A 16171-nucleotide genomic window follows, 5' to 3' on the forward strand; every position below is an offset into this window, starting at 1 on the left:
ATTAAAACCAGCAAGTACTCTTATTATACTGTCTTTTTATGGATAATGCAATTTGGTTCACAAAATTTTTTATGGAAATGGATACCTTCAGGCGATGCGCCTCGCCAAAATGACAGCGCTGCCGATCAGACTTATGCACTCCCCAAGGTCAGCACAGAAACGGGCTGTCTGTGCTGACCCCGTGCTCACGGCTAACGCTTCGTTAAGCGCAGATAGTGAACGGAGCTGGGTATGAAGGGCAATGAGGAAGGCAGCAGCTCTGCCTCCACGCCCATCCCTCTGATGTCTTCCAGCAGCTCATCAAGCCCTGGCGGCTTGCGAAAGCGCAAGGTCAGCAGCGGGTAGATGCGCACCGTCCCGCCTTTGCGGCATACCCGCAGCAGCTCCTTGACCGCTTCACGATGAAAATCAGCATCGAACTGCTCTCCATACAGAAACAAAAAGTGACTGCACAGCACAAGCGCGAATTGTTCATCTTCAAATGGTAAATGAGGCAAGCTCGCCGCTGTATAAGCTCCCGCCCCTTCATCAGCGAAATCCTGCCTGAAACGCTCCAGGGCTGCCAGCCGTCCGGCTCGATGCTGATCAAGTGTCCCGTAATAGCTCCAATCGAATTGCTCCTGCAGCCGCTGCAGCTTCGCTGTCGAGCTCTCGATCTCCGCTTTCGCCTCCACCACCAGCTCGTCAGAAGCCATCGCATAGCGGGGATCGGCGGCCGAAGCCAGCGCACCTAGCATGCGGGCCTCCGCTGCAAATGACGAGGCCCCTGCCGCTACATCCAATATCGGCTTGCCGCGCAGCTCCTCTGCCTTCAGATCAAACATGCGGACATACTCATCCAGACTTCGGCATGTCATAGCAACGCCAGTTTGTTCATATTCTCGTATCATTCTCATCTCTCCTCTGCTCTACTCGGCTCTACTCTACTCCTACCCACCTGCTCTCCATCTGTTCCCAGGTAACGGAGCCGCGGGCAAGCTGGATAATTACACCAATCTGGCCCGATAAATTTATATTATCACAGGTCCACGTTGCAATTCACCCTGTTTTTTCGCTATGATGATACAAAAAGGAAGCGAGGGGCAGCCACAGCTTATGTTCAAGAAACACGAGATTTACAAAAAAGATAATTATAACATGCTCAATGTGGAGGTACGCGGAAAAACGATTATCGTGCGGGAAATCTCCGACCAATGGGGAGAGGATTGCCACACCTTCGTCAGCCGCCCGCAATTGATGCATTGGGCCGAGAACCGTTTTCGTGCGGAGGACTATGTAGGCCGGGAAGAGGAGCGCGAGGCCATCCTGTCTGCGCTGAAGGAAGTTTAAGCTTTATCATTACATGCTTGTTGGAGGAACAGCTTGCTATGGATTCAACCTCTATATTGATTTTTATCATTGTTGCCTTCTGTCTGGGAGCGATCCTGGTCATGAAGAAGGATCAGATTCCTCCGGGATTGCGCAGAGGCATGGCGCTTTTGACCATCGTGATGGTCGCATTTGCTTTTTTTCTGATCGTCTACAGTTTTTTTACGATGTAAGCAGCATTCATGAACAAGAAGCAAATGGAACATACTAGGGGCAAATGAGAATGGGAGCGATGAATGCCCGTGAAATTGCCTGCAAAATGGATACCCATGCTTCTAACCTTATCGATGCTTGGCAGTCCGGCGACAGCTATGGGCGGCAGCCACGCCGCCACGCAGCCGGACGCCATGATGCAAGAAACGATACATATTAAGAGGAGGAACGATATGAGCACACTGCCGAAACGTTCAGAAGTGAAACCGGAGCACCGCTGGAAGCTGGAGGATCTTGTTGCCAGTCAGGAGGCGTGGGACAAGGAATATGAAGAGGCGCAGCGGCTGATCAAGGAGATTGGCGCCTACGAAGGCACACTGGCTGATCCATCCAAGCTCAAGGCCTGCTTCGAGCTGGAGGATGAGCTGTCGCTCCATGTCGAGCGGCTGTACGTCTATGCCAACATGCGCCATCATGAGGACATGGCCGACCCTGAGCATCAGGCGCTGTCCGACAAGGCCAAGAAGCTGAGCGTACAGTCTGGCGAAGCGACCTCCTTCATCACCCCGGAGGTGCTGAGCCTCACCGAGGAGCAATTATCCGCATTCATCGAGAAGCCGGAGCTGGCTTCATTCCGCACGACGTTAATCGAGATGAAGCGCCAGAAGCCGCATGTGCTCTCCAAGGCAGAGGAGATGCTGCTGGCTCAGGTCGGCAATGTCGCGCAGGCACCCGGTAATATTTTTGGCATGCTGAACAACGCTGATCTCAAGTTCCCTAAGGTGAAGAATGAGCAAGGCGAGGAAATCGAGCTGACTCATGGTCGCTACATCCAGTTTCTGGAGAGCAAAGACCGTGAGGTGCGCAAGGCAGCCTTCAAGGCGATGTATGAAACCTATGGCAAGCTGAAGAATACGCTCGCCGCTACCTTGAACGCGAATGTGACGAAGAATGTCTTCTATGCGCGCGCGCGCAAGCACCCTTCCGTTCTGGAAAATTCACTGTTCGCCGACAACATTTCCAAGGAAGTCTATACGAATCTGATTGATACGATTCATCAGCATCTGCCGCTGATGCACCGTTATATGAAGCTGCGCAAAAAGCTGCTCAAGGTCGACGAGCTTCATATGTACGATCTGTTCTCCCCGCTCGTCGAGGAGTTCGATATGGAGATTCCATACCAGCAAGCCGTCAAGACGGTCAAGGAGAGCCTCAAGCCGCTCGGTGAAGACTACCTGAACGTGCTGCAGCAAGGCTTCGACAACGGCTGGATCGATATATATGAGAACGAGGGCAAGCGCAGCGGTGCGTATAGCTGGGGTGCTTACGGCACGCATCCATATGTGCTGCTCAACCATAACGACAATCTGAACAGCATGTTCACCTTGACCCATGAGATGGGTCACGCGCTGCATTCCTATTATTCGGACAAAGAGCAGCCTTACCGCGATGCCCAGTACACGATCTTCCTGGCTGAGGTGGCCTCGACGCTGAACGAAGCGCTGCTGATGCATTATTTGCTAGAGCGGTCGACCGATCCGAAGGAGAAAATGTATCTGCTCACCTACTACGCCGACCAGTTCCGCACGACCGTCTTCCGCCAGACGATGTTTGCGGAGTTCGAGAAGATTATTCATGAGAGAGTCGAGCAGGGCGAGTCGCTGACACCGCAGCAGTTGAGCAAAATCTATTATGACCTGAATGTGCTCTACTACGGCGAGGACATGGCAGTCGATCAGGACATCGAGATGGAGTGGGCGCGCATCCCGCATTTCTACACGAGCTTCTATGTGTATAAATACGCCACCGGCTTCTCCGCAGCTACCAGCTTCGCCAAGCAGATTCTTGATGAAGGCGCGCCTGCCGTAGAGCGCTACCTCGGCTTCCTCAAGAGCGGCAGCAGCGACTATTCCATCGAGATCTTGAAGAAGGCAGGCGTCGACATGTCCACACCTGCGCCGGTAAGCCAGGCGATGAGCGTCTTCGAGAGCCTGATTGACCAGATGGAGAAAATGTAGATCCTCTGCACAAACCCAAAAGAACCTTCATATCCGTGTACGATACGGATCATGAAGGTTCTTTTGGTCGCTCGGCGCAGCGGCCTCGCTTGTCTATAAAAAACTGCAGACGCTGCAGGAGCCGCTGCTTCCTCGTTCGCCTTATTCCATACCGGCCTGCGGCTGGAGCGTGCAGCCGTGGCGAAACAGTTGCACAGCAAAGTCAATCCGCTGCTGAAGGTCTTCTTCCCCGAATCCCTCCGTCATCAGAATATCCATCTTGAATACCTCCAGCACACCCAGGAAGGATCGCGCGTGAAGCTGTGGCTGCAAGACACCACAGGCTTGCAGCAGCGAGGCTACAAGCTCGTTATATTGCTTCAGAAACTGCCGCATATGCAGCATCAACTTGTGGTCATTGTTCGGCACATGGAAGAACAGCCTCGTATACTGCCGGACTTGATAATAATAATGAAGATGTGTTGAGGCGATACGTGTGAGCTGCTCCTCCAGCGAGCCTGGCTGGCTAGCAGTGTGCTCCAGCCTGGCCAAGAAATTATCATGATCGCGCTTGGTGACTGCGGTGAACAGCTCTTCCTTGCTTGTGAAATAATGGTATAACGTCCCTTTGGCTATGCCGGCCTCATCTGCAATCTCCGACATCCTGGTCTCATAAAAACCCTTCGTGCCAAAAACCTTAAACGCTGTATCCAGAATCAGATACAGTTTATCGCCATGTGCGGAGCTCATGTTGACTCCCCCCTTCTGTTCCATGCTTGAATACGGCAGGTACCGCGAGCAGACACCGATAACGTCTCGCTTCTTAGGTGCATGCCGTATGAGCCCGCGCGATTACAATTGCATGAAGATGACAGCAACTGCTCCAGCCAATATCGACGACAACATATTGACCGCATCATTTGTCATCCACGTCCACCCTCTCAGCGGAGCGGCCGCATGTCCGCAATGCGTGCGTCGCTCCGTCTCCGCAGAACACACGTTACAACGATACATCGCTTGTACCGTTGCGCCGAGCAGTGAATCTGCAAAGGCCCCCGCCAGGCCGCTCAACCCAGCCACGCCGATAAGCCACGCCAACCGGGGCGCACCGAGCACGGTCTGCTCTCCCAGCCCGGCACCGAATACCGAGATTGGCCCTACCAGACATAGCAGCGCCGCACAACAGCCGATAAAGAGCGCACCGCACAGCGCGGCCATCGTGCCTAGCCAGGTGACGCCGCCGCTCGTCCCAGGGGACACGATGGCTCCTGTAAGCACCGAACGCGGCGCCTTCTTGCTAAGCGCGCCCACCTCCGTGGCCCATGTATCGGCATTGACAGCCGCCATGACGCCTACATAGGCGTAGAGCCATACCGGGTCAGGCCACAGCGCATGGGCAGCGCACAGTCCCAGTCCGAGCCCGCCGTTGGCCCATACTTGAACAGCGTCCCTTCTTCCGCTCTTGGCATAGTTCGCCTCCGCGCTTTGCTTGGCGCGCGTATGGCGCTTCCATTTGGACCACACCGTAGATGAGATAAAAAAAGCAAGCAGCGTCCCGAACCATACGGGGCCGCCCAGTACCACATATCCCGTTCCCATCAGTGCAGCCGACCAGGCGCCTGAGCGTGACAGCGAGGACTTGCGGTAAGCCGATACGGCAATCAACATCCCTCCTGCCAGGCCGAGCAGCAGCCTGAACCACACATCATCCAGCATAGACAGCATCCCTACTCCTTCTTCCAACCATAAATTTATCTTGCAGGATTTTGGCGCCAAATGTCGAATTTCAGTTGTGTAATGAAGCGTATGACCTCCATATCCAAATTCAAATCTACCGGGGAGTGTGCGTATCGATGGGCGATGAACCACGAATCAATCATGTACTCAAGCCAGTACGCAACGAACTCGACGCAGAGTATCTGCTGCGCATTATATTTGATTATACAACAAAAATCGCCAATGAGCGCAGCCTGCAGCGCGTGCTCGTGCTCATGGCAGACATGGGCCGTCAAATGATACAAGCAGATCGTTGCACCGTCTGGGTTATCGACCAGAGCCGCAAGGAGCTGTTCACCACCGTAGCTCACGGTGTCACAGAATTGCGCATTCCGATTGACAGCGGTCTGGTCGGCTATTCGATCATGAGCGGCGAGCCGCTGCTGATCGAAGATGCGACCACAGACCCCCGGCATAATACCGACAGCGATCGGTTGACCGGTTATGTAACAAGCTCCGTCATTACCGTACCATTCGTCAGCAGCAGTGGTGAAATAATCGGCGCTTACCAGGCGTTGAACAAGCTCGGCACAGATGGCCGCTTCAAGCCCCAGGATCTGGAATATCTTACATTGGCCGCTTCATACGCTGGCAAGTCGCTCGAATCCGTGATGCTGCAGGAAGAGATCGTATCCACTCAGCGCGAGCTCATCCTCGCTCTGGGAGAGATCGGAGAGAGCCGTTCCAAGGAAACGGGACATCACGTCAAGCGGGTCGCCGAGTACTCCTACGTCCTTGCATTGGCACTTGGCCTCAGCATAGAGGAAGCCGAGCATCTGAAGATGGCTTCACCGATGCATGACATTGGCAAAATCGCTATTCCTGATTCAATCCTGAACAAGCCCGGCAAGCTGACAGAGCAGGAATTTGAACTGATGAAAACTCATACCGTCATCGGCCATCATATGCTGGGCGGGTCCAATCGGGAGCTTCTGCGCTCTGCTGCGCTCATCGCCTATCAGCATCATGAGAAATGGGATGGCACCGGGTACCCGCTCGGCTTGCGGGAGGATGACATCCATCTGTATGGGCGGATTACAGCCGTCGCGGACGTGTTTGATGCCCTTGGAAGCGATCGCATCTACAAGAAGGCTTGGGAGCTGGAACGCATCATCGAGCTGATGCGTGAGGAGCGCGGACGACACTTCGATCCGCGCATCATCGATGTGTTCTTCTCGAAGCTGCCGACACTGCTGTCGATTCGCAGCAAATACCGAGATGAATTCCCCACTCCTCCATCCTAGAGCAGAGCATATTGAGCCGCAGCACGCCCCGATCAGACGGGATCGCCGCTCTGGGCATCAGCTCATTGCAAGCGCATAGCGGTCAGGATAATTCGTACATATCATCAGATCGGGGTCCATGCGGGCAAGCCTGCGGATCGCGCTGACATCATTCACAGTCCACGCCATGACCTTCAGTCCGGCCTGCCGCCATTCCTGCAGCCGGACAGGCGTGACCTGGGCGTATCCGATCGATAGAAAGCCACACTCCAGCCTGTTCAGCTCCGCCAACAGTTGCCTTGGTGCAGAATCAATAATCAGGCCGGTCACCAGCTCCGGACTAATCTGCTTGACCTTGTACAAGGAGTCCGGGTCAAAGGAGGTAATGACGGTATCATATTGCAACTGTCGCTTGTACAGCAGTTCAATTACCTTCTGCTCCAGCAGCGGGTAGTTGCCATTGAGCGACTTCAGCTCGATATTAAGCCGGCAGCGCCCTGCCGTAGCCTCCAGCATCTGATCCAGAGTCGGCAGCCGTTCTCCGGCGAAGGATTGCCCGAACCAGCGTCCAGCGTCCAACCGCCCCAATTCAGCAGCCGTCAGCTCCGCCACCTTGCCCCTTCCATTGGTTGTCCGGTTCACCCGGTCATCATGAATGACGACCGGAACGCCATCCTTTGACAATTGAACATCGATCTCCATCCACTGTACAAAAGGATACGACATCGCAATACGCGCAGCAATAATTGTATTCTCAGGCGCTTCTCCCGAGGCTCCCCGGTGCGCCACACATAGATTATTCACCTGCCACCTCCTGCTTACAGCCCCATCACAATGACAAGCTACTCCTCGTAGCTCAGCTTTCCCTCATCATCAATACGTATGCCAAACGACAGCGTTTCTACGCGGCCCAGCAGCCGTTGTGCATCCTCGCCAGTGAGGAGCGCCGGCTGGGAAGCGACCGCCTTCATCGGATGAAACCTCAGATCGCATTCCCCTTCGCGCGTGCATCTGGCATCCAGCACCCCTGTCTCGGCATTGGCCTCATTGGTCGTCATATTAAATATAAAATTGCCCAAGCTGTAGGCGATCCACTTGCCCTTATATTGCTCGAAGCCCTGCAGTACATGAGGATGAGAACCAATAACCAGATCCGCTCCGGCATCAATATATTCGCGTGCATAGGAGCGCTGGTATGCCTCGGGCTGCTCCTGCTTCTCCTTGCCCCAGTGCACCAGTACGACAACCAGATCGGCCTGCTCCTTCGCTGCCGCGATCGCCTTGACCGCGCGCGTGGTATCATACGTCTCCGCAACCCCCGCGCGATATTTCTCCGCCTTCCATTCTACGACCGGGACAACCCGGCTTAGACCCAAATAAGCGACCTTGATGCCTTTGGATTCCAGAATGACGGGCTCGAATGCCTCCGTATCATTATTGCCAGCGCCTACATGGGGCAGCCCGGCCTCATCCAGATGCTTCATTGTATCAAGCAGCCCCTCCACGCCCATATCCAGCGTATGGTTGTTAGCCAGCGTGACGACATCGAACCCCGCATTTCTAAGCTCCGGCAACGCCTCCGGCTTGCCGTTGAACACATAGCTTTTGCCCTCCGCCGGCGTACCGCGCAAAGTAAACGGACTCTCCAGATTCCCCGCTGTCAGGTCGGCATCAGCCAGGTAAGATAATACGTTCGCATACGGATAATCGTAGCCATTACGATCCAGCTCCCGCTGAACAGAACCTGCCAGCAATATATCCCCGACAAACGTCAGCAGCACCTTCTCGTCCGCCTCCCCGCTGCCAAGCTGATCTTCACCCTGAGACGGGGAGGAGTCGTCTGCCTGATCATCGGAGCCTTGGGCATCCTGTCCATTCGACTTGTCTCCATCTGGAGCGGTGGACTCCGCTGGAGGCTCCGTCCACTGATCTTCCCCCTTCGGCATGTCCTCCACGTTCGCATTGCCCTCCTGGGAGAGGGGAGCGCTCCCTCCATGGCTCTGGTCGGCTGTTTCCGCTTGCGGGGCTTTATCATCAGGGCTGCTCCAGATGCCATAATAGCTGTCGACGAGCAGCACTCCCATCACAAGAATTAATGCCGCCAGGAAACCGTTCAGCATAAGCAGCCGCTTCATGCGCCGATGTCTATGGTTTCTCTTTCGCTTGTAGTAATCTGATCTGCTGGACATAAAGACAACCCCTTCGTATGCCGGATGGAACCCGCATCCTTGTATGGTGCCATTATATCAGGAACGCTCAAGCGATGAACACTGCTAAAAGGCTTATATCCCTGCGTGTAATGACCAAAAGACGCAGCTTCGGCCCTCTACATAGCAAAAAACGTCCAGCGAAGCAGAACCGGGAAGGGATGCAAGCAAGCTGCTCCCCCTTCCTCCTGCGGTTCCTCCGTTGAACGCTATATAGGTTCTGCACTCAGCTATCAGCGTCTAGGTATCAGCTATCTATGAGATAACTACGAGCTTATCGCCTCTATGGCTGCAGCAGCTCTCTTGCGGCTTCCTTGCCCTGTCTTATACAGTCTGGCAGACCCACGCCGTCAAAGGCCGCCCCCGTCACCCAGAGGCCAGGCAGCTCTTCAGCCAGCCTGCTGCGGAACGCTGCCATCCGCTCCACATGTCCGATCGCATATTGCGGCATGGAATGGTGCAGCCGTGTCACCTCTACAAACAACGGCTCAGCCGTAATGCCCATGATCTCTCTGACTTCCTCCCGCACAACCTCGGTCAATTGCGCATCATCCCATTGCACAAACTCCTCTGCCCCCGAGCGGCCAACGTAACAGCGCAGCAGCACCTTGTCATCCGGGCTCGTATGGAGCCATTTGGTCGAGGTCCACGTACAGGCGGTAATTTGCCGTCCCTCCGTGCGCGGGATGACGAAGCCCGAGCCGTCGAAGGTTTGTACGAATTGTGCCTTATCGAACGCGAGGACGACATTAGCGACAGAGACATAGCGCACGCTGTCCAGGGCGCTGACATCGGTCAGCGAACGCAGCAGCTCCGCTGCGGCAAAGCCCTGGGTCGTCACCACGACCGTATCCGCAGCCAACCGCTCGCCGCTTGACAGCTCTACTTCGTAAGGCGCAGCTCCATGCTCAGCCTGCTTGTGAATCGCAGTGGCTCTAGCACCATAGCGGAAGTCCACATCAGGCGCCAGCGTCTGCTCCAGCCGCTCGACCAGCGAGGAGAGTCCGCCCCGGAAGGTGAGGAAGACGCTACCTCGTACCTGCTCCGGTACGTCGCTCTGTGCAGCCGCCGCTGCTGCCGCGGTGCGCCCTGCCTGCATGCCGCGGATGACGCTGCCATGCTGCAGCTCGGCCGCACGAAACTGCGGAAAGGTTGCGCGCAGACTCAGCTTGTCCAGCTCGCCCGCGTAGATGCCGGCGAGCAGCGGCTCAGCCAGCGTCTTCACCGCCTCGCGGCCGAGGCGGCGCTCCAGAAAGCTGCCGATCGATTCATCCTCGTCGCCCTCGCGAGCTGGCAGCTCCAGCTCCTCAGAAACCCTCAGCTTGCCCTCCTCCGACAGCAGCTCGCTGTCTTGCAGCGCCTCCAGGTCTGTCGGTATGCCGAGCATCAGACCGGCAGGCATCGGATGGAGCTTGCCCTGATGCAAAATATACGTTTTGCGCGCATCCGGGTTCAATGCTGTCAGCTCCTCCTCCATCCCCAGCTCCCGCGCCAGATCGATGATCGCTTGCTTGCGGGCGAGGAAGGAGTCTGGCCCCTTCTCAATGACGAATCCCTCCTTGCGCAGCGTCTCGATCTTGCCCCCTGCGCGCGGCGCTTCATCCACAATCGTCACCTGTAGCTGCCGCCTCGCCTCCCTGGCTTGGCGAAGCATATAAAAAGCGGAGCTCAGGCCGCTGATCCCCCCGCCAATAATGACAATTCGATCGGTCTGTCCTGTACTCCGCATATCGATCTCTCCCTTATTTCTCTCTGGCATGTAGTACGCAATCCCCCAAAACTTCCATATACAGAGGGTCAGTATTCAGCATCTCGATCCGCTCCAGATGAAGGCCAAGCCTGGCTGCCTCCGCCTTGGCCTCGATGTCCAGGTCATACAATACTTCCAGATGATCCGATACAAAGCCGATCGGCGCGGCCAGTACATGCTTGACGCCATTTGCAGCCAGCTCCTGCAACGTCTCCAGAATATCCGGGCCCAGCCACGGCTCATGGGTCCGGCCAGCGCTCTGCCAGGTGAACTGCCAGTTGCTCGTTCCTGCCGCCGACGCCGTAGCCGCTGCTGTAGCCAGCAACTGCTCCGGGTAAGGGTCCTTCATCTGTACGATTCGCTCGGGCAGACTGTGCGCGCTGAACAGCACCTTGACAGCAGCGCGGTCTACCTCGGGCCCGAAGGCAGCCAAGCCGCGCTCTACCCGCTGTGACAGCGCCTCGATCAGCTTAGGGTGCAGATGATACTCCTCAACGAAGCGCATCGCCACTCCCAACTGCTCCGCCGTCTCCTTGGCGCGCTTAATGTAGCCGCCCACGCTCATGAAGGAATAATGCGGCGCAAGTACGATGCCGACCGCCTCCTTCACGCCATCCTCGCTCATCTGTCTGACGCCATCCTCAATATAAGGGCGGGCATGCTTCAGTCCCTGATAGCAGCGATACGTACCCGGCGCGGCCTCATCCAGCCATTGCTGCAGCGCAGCAACCTGATTATCCGTGTTTTTGCGAAGCGGGAAAAATCCGCCAACGATCGCTTCATATCGGTTCGTCAGATCAGCCAGTTGCTCCGGCGTGGGAGGATTGCCGCGCCGAATGTGCGTATAGTATTCCTCCACTTCATCCAGACTCTCCGGCGTGCCATATGACATGACCAGCACCCCAATTTTCGCATTTGACATCGGCGATCAGCTCCTATGCCCGCTTGCAGCGGTAATTTGTTGTTCCGAGTAGCGATGAATAAAGGTCGTCAGATCGCGAAGCTTCTCAAGCGATGCCTCTGGAAATAAGCCATGACCCAGATTGAAGATAAAGCCAGGCTGCTCCAGTCCCTGATCGATAATCTCCGCCGCATAACGCTCGATAACCGATTGCGGCGCGGTCAGCACCATCGGATCGAGGTTCCCCTGCACAGCGAACTTCCCGCCAAGCCGCCTTCTACCCTCTAGGATCGATACTCGCCAATCGAGACCGATAACGTCCGCCTGTAGCTCGCGGAGCTCCGGCAGCAGCTCTCCTGAGCTGACACCAGGGAAATAAATCTTCGGCTGCTCATAATCCGACAGCTCGCTGAAGATACGCTCAATCGTCGGCAGCACGTACTTGCGGAAATCCGCAGGAGCCAGCGCTCCTACCCAGCTATCAAACAGTTGAAGCGCCTTGCCGCCGTTGGCCATATGAGCCTTAAGATACGCGATGACCATGTCGCCCAGCTTGTCCATCAACTGCTGCCATAGCTCCGGCTCGCCGTACATCATCTCCTTGGTGCGAATGTAGTTGCGCGACGGGCGTCCCTCGATCAGGTAGCTGGCAATGGTGAACGGCGCTCCTGCAAATGTAATCAAGGGCACCGACAACTCCCGATCCAGAATGCGGATCGTCTCCAGCACATGCCCGAGATCACCCTCCACATCAATCGGCTTGAGCCGCTCGATGTCTTGCTTCGTCCGAATGGGGTTATGTATCACCGGGCCGACATTTTGCACAATATCAAAATCAATCCCGATCGAAGCAACCGGATTCATAATGTCCGAATATAAAATAGCCGCATCTACACCAAGCTTCTTCACCGGCATCAGCGTAACCTCAGCGGCCAGCTCTGGCTGACGGCAAATTTCCAGTAGCGAATAGCGTTCCTTTATTTTACGGTATTCAGGATCGTAACGCCCCGCCTGCCTCATATACCATACAGGCAGCCGATCCACGCTCTCCTTGCGGCAAGCCCGAATAAACCGGTCATTATAGTTCATTTATGTTCCCCATTTCTGACATATTCCCTTCTGTACCATTATGCCCTTTTTGCTCCAAGGTAACAACCTTGAAGCCTTCATCGAGTATGACAATAGTTTGACAATGTCCCCTGGCCCGCGCATGCAATAACTGCCAACTGTGCTATACTAGAGTACAATCGACCCATCGGACAACCCTTCGGGGCAATGCTTGAAGGCATCCATTACAGGCTAGCCCCGCCTAACCTTGAACCTAACTACCTACAGACGGAGGCGACGTATACCTTATGGAGCAATGGAAAATCAACTTAATCGTCCTCTGGATTGGTCAATTTCTCGTGATGGCTGGCATGACCATGATCATGCCGTTTCTGTCGTTGTTTCTGCAGGATGATCTGGGCGTGCAGGGCGAGCATACCATCGGCACCTGGGCTGGATTGATTTTTGCAGCCAACTTTGTGACCTCGTTTCTGTTTCAACCGCTATGGGGCAAGCTGTCCGACCGTTACGGCCGTAAAATGATGCTGCTGCGCTCTGGCTTCGGCATGGCGATCGTTATGGTGCTGATGGGCTTTGCAACCTCGCCCTGGCAGTTGCTGGTGCTGCGGATGGTCAACGGCACCATCTCCGGCTTCAACCCGGCCTCGGTCGCGCTCGTCTCCTCGACCACGCCCAAGGAGAAGATGGGCTTCGTCATGGGTACCCTCCAGTCGGGCGGCATCGCTGGAACCATCCTCGGGCCGTTCATCGGCGGGCTGATGGCCGATGCCTTCGGCTATCGGCCGATCTTCTATATTACCGGCGCCCTGCTGTGCTGCGCCTCGCTGCTGGCTCTGCTGACGGTCAAGGAGCCGTTCGACCGGGAGAAGGCCATGGCTGCACCGCAGGTCTCGGTTATTCAGGGCTTTCGCGAGCTGAGCCATGTACCGCAGCTAACGGCGCTGTTCGCCGTCACCTTCATGATTCAATTCGCCATGCTGTCGCCGATGCCGCTCATTCCGCTCTATGTGCAGCATCTGCACGGCACCGCAGAGAATCTCGCGTTCTGGGCAGGCTTTGTTGGCTCGGTAACCGGTCTGTCGAATATGGTGGCCTCGCCGCTGCTCGGTCGGCTTGGCGATCGGGTCGGCCAGGAGCGGATACTCGGCGTGGCGCTGCTCGGGTCTGCGGTGCTATTCATTCCACAAGCATTTGTAAGCTCTGTCTGGCAGCTCGTCATCGTCCGCTTCCTGCTCGGCATCTTCCTGGGCGGCCTGATCCCGACCGTTAATGCACTGATCCGCCGCTTCACCCCTGAGGGCATGGAGAGTCGTGCATACAGCTTTAACAGCAGCACGCTAGCCCTTGGCAACATGATCGGCCCGGTGACAGGCGGCCTCGTCTCCGGCTGGATCGGAATCAGCGGTGTGTTCCTTATCTCCGCCGCCATGCTGCTCCTTAACTATGCGTGGGTGCGCCGTTCACTTTACGACAGAAACAGCAAGCCCGTCGTAGGCCGGAAGGAGCGTGCTGATTAATCGCGGATCACTCGCCATCCGTTCGTTGAAGCGGCGCATCGCCTGCACCGACGGCCCTTGCTTCGCCGGGTCTGCGACCCGGCCGCGCAGCCACGTATTATCAGCCACAATCATCGCGCCAGGACGGGCAAGGCGCAGCGCATAATCCAGGTAGAGCGGGTACCCTTGCTTGTCGGCATCGATGAAGAAGAAGTCGAATCTGCCCCCCTCCTGCTCAAGCTGCGCCAGACTATCGGCTGCATCGCCGATCCGATAGGACACCCTGCCGCCCAGACCCGCCTCCTGCAGATGCTTGTGAGCCAGCGCCGCATACTCCGCCTCCAGCTCCAGCGATGTGAGCGTCCCGGTCTCGCCCAGCCCTCGTGCCAGGCAGATGCCGCTGTAGCCGCCCAGTGCCCCAATCTCCAGCACGGCCTCCGCGCCAGACGAGCGCACTAGCAGCGTCAGCAGTTGGCCGTAGGCCGGGGCGATCGAGATTTCCGGCATACCCGCCTCGCGGATGCCCTGCTTGACACGCAGCAGTTGCTCATCCTCAGGGAACAGGCTCGCCAAGTAATGCGCCTCGGCTTCGGCTCGTTGTTGCTCTTCCATGATGTATCCAGCTCCTTTTTGATTTCGATCTGTTTTTTGAATTCCGTTTGTCATTCCTGGCTCTTTAACCTATACTTGATTGTATGATTTTGGCTGGCAGTTGACAAACACGAATCTGCGAAACCGCCATACAAGCTGAACGATACGGAGTGACATGAGCGAAATGAACACACTTACATTGATAGCGACTTGCCCGATGGGACTCGAGGCATTGGTAGCGCGCGAGCTCAAGGAGCTCGGTTATGAAACCCGCACCGAGAACGGGCGGGTATGCTTTGAGGGCGAGCTGGAGGATATAGCGCGCACCAATCTGTGGCTGCGCACCGCCGACCGCGTGCTGATCAAGATGGGCGAATTCCCTGCGACCACCTTCGATGAGCTGTTTGAGGGCACCAAGGCGCTGGATTGGCCGGACTGGATTCCAGAGCATGGCGAATTTCCCGTCGAGGGCCGTTCTCACAAATCGCAGCTATCCAGCGTTCCGGCCTGCCAGGGCATTGTAAAGAAGGCGGTCGTCGAGAAAATGAAGCAGCGCTACCATCATGAATGGTTCGCAGAGGATGGGCCGCGTTATGTGATTGAAGTATCGCTGCTTAATGACATCGCGATGCTGACACTCGATACAACTGGACCAAGTCTGCACAAGCGCGGTTATCGCAGAGTAGCGACAGAGGCGCCGCTCAAGGAGACGATGGCGGCGGCGATGATCCAATTGAGCCGCTGGCGTCCAGAGCGCCCGCTGTACGACCCTTTCTGCGGATCGGGCACCTTGGCGATCGAGGCCGCGCTGATCGGCTGGAACATCGCTCCGGGCATCCGCCGCAGCTTCAGCAGCGAAGCCTGGCCGATCATCGGCGAGTCCAACTGGGAGCGTGTTCGCGAGGAGGCCTACGATGCGGTGAAGGACGATATCGAGCTAGAGATTACCGGCTCGGACATCGATCCTGGCGCGATCGAGATTGCGCGTGCAGCAGCCAAGAAGGCCGGCCTGGGCGGAGAGATTTCCTTCCAGAACCTCCCTGTTAACAAGGCCGTGCCGCTCGGTGATTATGGCTGTCTGCTCACCAACCCGCCATATGGCCAGCGCCTCGGCGATGACCGCGAGGCAGAGACGGCAGTGCGCCAGCTCGGCACGCTGGCTAAGCGGCTGCCGACCTGGTCGATGTTTGCGATCAGCCCGGCCAAGAGCTTCGAGCATTACTTCGGCCGCGCCGCCGACAAGAAGCGGAAGCTGTACAACGGGCGGATCGAATGTGCCCTCTACCAGTACCTGGGGCCGCTCCCTCCTCGCAACAGAACAGACAGCTAGCAGTCAGCCTGCAGCAATTAAACAGACAAAGCACAAGCCGGGTAACAGTTCAGCTCGCTGATCTGTTCATCCGGCTTGTGTTTTATCGCTATTTCACATATTTGCTGGCCTTCTCTACGGCCTCTTCCTCCGTCGGCGCCGTCACATAGCGTCCATTAATAAAGACGAACGCTTTACGGGCACACGGGCCGCAATAGGATTTGCATCCTATGCGCACCTCGGCCTCCGGATCAAGCTTCTTGAGCTTGGAGAGCATCGTCTTGACCTTCATATGCTTGCACTTGTCACAGATACGAATATCATTCGCCATA

At 56.3% G+C, this 16171-nt stretch carries 17 protein-coding genes; 7 read left to right on the plus strand and 10 right to left on the minus strand.

All coding sequences use genetic code 11. The features are described 5' to 3' along the window. Positions 1-191 precede the first annotated feature (191 nt). Entirely contained in the window at positions 192-890 is a 699-nt protein-coding gene (locus ACY1JZ_RS24030) for a class I SAM-dependent methyltransferase (RefSeq protein WP_462631256.1), read from the minus strand. A gap of 205 nt (positions 891-1095) precedes the next feature. Between ACY1JZ_RS24030 and ACY1JZ_RS24035 the strand changes: the two genes are divergently transcribed. From ACY1JZ_RS24035 to pepF, 4 genes are read left to right on the plus strand one after another with little or no spacing between them, the layout of a single operon-like run. After that, positions 1096-1329, plus strand: coding sequence for a hypothetical protein (locus ACY1JZ_RS24035; protein WP_270170098.1), 234 nt, complete (start codon positions 1096-1098; stop codon positions 1327-1329). Between the two features lie 38 nt (positions 1330-1367). After that, positions 1368-1541: a hypothetical protein gene (locus tag ACY1JZ_RS24040; protein WP_270170097.1), complete on the plus strand. Its 174-nt coding sequence runs from the start codon at positions 1368-1370 to the stop codon at positions 1539-1541. 50 nt (positions 1542-1591) lie between these two features. After that, positions 1592-1741, plus strand: coding sequence for a hypothetical protein (locus tag ACY1JZ_RS24045; RefSeq protein ID WP_462631257.1), 150 nt, complete (start codon positions 1592-1594; stop codon positions 1739-1741). Between the two features lie 13 nt (positions 1742-1754). Further along, the gene (gene pepF / locus ACY1JZ_RS24050) at positions 1755-3539 is read left to right on the plus strand and encodes an oligoendopeptidase F (protein WP_270170094.1); all 1785 of its coding nucleotides are present in this window, start codon (positions 1755-1757) and stop codon (positions 3537-3539) included. Between the two features lie 141 nt (positions 3540-3680). Here pepF and ACY1JZ_RS24055 read toward each other — a convergent pair whose 3' ends face one another. Both ACY1JZ_RS24055 and ACY1JZ_RS24060 read right to left on the minus strand, forming a co-directional pair. Then, positions 3681-4268, minus strand: a complete 588-nt coding sequence (locus tag ACY1JZ_RS24055; protein ID WP_462631259.1) for a TetR/AcrR family transcriptional regulator — start codon at positions 4266-4268, stop codon at positions 3681-3683. Positions 4269-4370: 102 nt separating this feature from the next. Next, on the minus strand, positions 4371-5243 hold the full coding sequence (locus tag ACY1JZ_RS24060; protein WP_462631261.1) for a DUF92 domain-containing protein: 873 nt from the start codon (positions 5241-5243) through the stop codon (positions 4371-4373). Between the two features lie 128 nt (positions 5244-5371). On the opposite strand from ACY1JZ_RS24060, the gene ACY1JZ_RS24065 reads away from it, so the two are divergent. Continuing rightward, positions 5372-6538 carry an HD domain-containing phosphohydrolase gene (locus ACY1JZ_RS24065; protein WP_462631263.1) on the plus strand — a complete coding sequence of 389 codons (1167 nt, stop codon included), beginning with the start codon at positions 5372-5374 and terminating at the stop codon, positions 6536-6538. A gap of 57 nt (positions 6539-6595) precedes the next feature. On the opposite strand, the gene ACY1JZ_RS24070 is transcribed toward ACY1JZ_RS24065, so the two are convergent. The 5 genes from ACY1JZ_RS24070 to hemE all read right to left on the minus strand — a co-directional run bounded on the left by ACY1JZ_RS24070 (position 6596) and on the right by hemE (position 12464). Continuing rightward, on the minus strand, positions 6596-7321 hold the full coding sequence (locus ACY1JZ_RS24070) for a glycerophosphodiester phosphodiesterase (RefSeq protein WP_270170086.1): 726 nt from the start codon (positions 7319-7321) through the stop codon (positions 6596-6598). 38 nt (positions 7322-7359) lie between these two features. Continuing rightward, positions 7360-8706 carry a CapA family protein gene (locus ACY1JZ_RS24075; protein ID WP_462631264.1) on the minus strand — a complete coding sequence of 449 codons (1347 nt, stop codon included), beginning with the start codon at positions 8704-8706 and terminating at the stop codon, positions 7360-7362. 301 nt (positions 8707-9007) lie between these two features. Beyond that, complete coding sequence (gene hemG / locus ACY1JZ_RS24080) at positions 9008-10483, minus strand: protoporphyrinogen oxidase (protein ID WP_462631265.1); 1476 nt, start codon at positions 10481-10483, stop codon at positions 9008-9010. Then, on the minus strand, positions 10467-11396 hold the full coding sequence (gene hemH / locus ACY1JZ_RS24085) for a ferrochelatase (protein ID WP_462631266.1): 930 nt from the start codon (positions 11394-11396) through the stop codon (positions 10467-10469). The genes hemG and hemH overlap by 17 nt, the downstream gene beginning before the upstream one ends. 6 nt (positions 11397-11402) lie before the next feature. Further along, positions 11403-12464, minus strand: a complete 1062-nt coding sequence (hemE, locus tag ACY1JZ_RS24090) for a uroporphyrinogen decarboxylase (RefSeq protein WP_462631267.1) — start codon at positions 12462-12464, stop codon at positions 11403-11405. A 266-nt stretch (positions 12465-12730) separates the two neighbouring features. On the opposite strand from hemE, the gene ACY1JZ_RS24095 reads away from it, so the two are divergent. Beyond that, complete coding sequence (locus tag ACY1JZ_RS24095) at positions 12731-13960, plus strand: MFS transporter (protein ID WP_462631268.1); 1230 nt, start codon at positions 12731-12733, stop codon at positions 13958-13960. Here the strand turns inward: ACY1JZ_RS24095 and ACY1JZ_RS24100 are convergent. Further along, the gene (locus ACY1JZ_RS24100) at positions 13904-14551 is read right to left on the minus strand and encodes an O-methyltransferase (RefSeq protein WP_462631269.1); all 648 of its coding nucleotides are present in this window, start codon (positions 14549-14551) and stop codon (positions 13904-13906) included. The two genes, ACY1JZ_RS24095 and ACY1JZ_RS24100, sit on opposite strands and share 57 nt — an antisense overlap. 163 nt (positions 14552-14714) lie before the next feature. Between ACY1JZ_RS24100 and ACY1JZ_RS24105 the strand changes: the two genes are divergently transcribed. Further along, positions 14715-15860, plus strand: coding sequence for a THUMP domain-containing class I SAM-dependent RNA methyltransferase (locus ACY1JZ_RS24105; protein WP_462631270.1), 1146 nt, complete (start codon positions 14715-14717; stop codon positions 15858-15860). An 88-nt stretch (positions 15861-15948) separates the two neighbouring features. Here the strand turns inward: ACY1JZ_RS24105 and ACY1JZ_RS24110 are convergent, their stop codons facing one another. Next, complete coding sequence (locus ACY1JZ_RS24110) at positions 15949-16170, minus strand: YuzB family protein (protein WP_462631271.1); 222 nt, start codon at positions 16168-16170, stop codon at positions 15949-15951. Position 16171: the final 1 nt, after the last annotated feature.

This window comes from Paenibacillus sp. J5 (assembly GCF_054955055.1).

Bases quoted from the DNA above. Each gene is read 5' to 3' on its own strand.
- ACY1JZ_RS24110 (WP_462631271.1), bottom strand. From the start codon at position 16,170: ATGGCGAATGATATTCGTATCTGTGACAAGTGCAAGCATATGAAGGTC.
- ACY1JZ_RS24055 (WP_462631259.1), bottom strand. From the start codon at position 4,268: ATGAGCTCCGCACATGGCGATAAACTGTATCTGATTCTGGATACAGCG.
- ACY1JZ_RS24105 (WP_462631270.1), top strand. From the start codon at position 14,715: ATGAACACACTTACATTGATAGCGACTTGCCCGATGGGACTCGAGGCA.
- hemH (WP_462631266.1), bottom strand. From the start codon at position 11,396: ATGTCAAATGCGAAAATTGGGGTGCTGGTCATGTCATATGGCACGCCG.
- ACY1JZ_RS24045 (WP_462631257.1), top strand. From the start codon at position 1,592: ATGGGAGCGATGAATGCCCGTGAAATTGCCTGCAAAATGGATACCCAT.
- ACY1JZ_RS24075 (WP_462631264.1), bottom strand. From the start codon at position 8,706: ATGTCCAGCAGATCAGATTACTACAAGCGAAAGAGAAACCATAGACAT.
- ACY1JZ_RS24035 (WP_270170098.1), top strand. From the start codon at position 1,096: ATGTTCAAGAAACACGAGATTTACAAAAAAGATAATTATAACATGCTC.
- ACY1JZ_RS24030 (WP_462631256.1), bottom strand. From the start codon at position 890: ATGATACGAGAATATGAACAAACTGGCGTTGCTATGACATGCCGAAGT.
- ACY1JZ_RS24060 (WP_462631261.1), bottom strand. From the start codon at position 5,243: ATGCTGTCTATGCTGGATGATGTGTGGTTCAGGCTGCTGCTCGGCCTG.
- ACY1JZ_RS24065 (WP_462631263.1), top strand. From the start codon at position 5,372: ATGGGCGATGAACCACGAATCAATCATGTACTCAAGCCAGTACGCAAC.
- ACY1JZ_RS24100 (WP_462631269.1), bottom strand. From the start codon at position 14,551: ATGGAAGAGCAACAACGAGCCGAAGCCGAGGCGCATTACTTGGCGAGC.
- hemE (WP_462631267.1), bottom strand. From the start codon at position 12,464: ATGAACTATAATGACCGGTTTATTCGGGCTTGCCGCAAGGAGAGCGTG.
- pepF (WP_270170094.1), top strand. From the start codon at position 1,755: ATGAGCACACTGCCGAAACGTTCAGAAGTGAAACCGGAGCACCGCTGG.
- ACY1JZ_RS24095 (WP_462631268.1), top strand. From the start codon at position 12,731: ATGGAGCAATGGAAAATCAACTTAATCGTCCTCTGGATTGGTCAATTT.
- hemG (WP_462631265.1), bottom strand. From the start codon at position 10,483: ATGCCAGAGAGAAATAAGGGAGAGATCGATATGCGGAGTACAGGACAG.
- ACY1JZ_RS24040 (WP_270170097.1), top strand. From the start codon at position 1,368: ATGGATTCAACCTCTATATTGATTTTTATCATTGTTGCCTTCTGTCTG.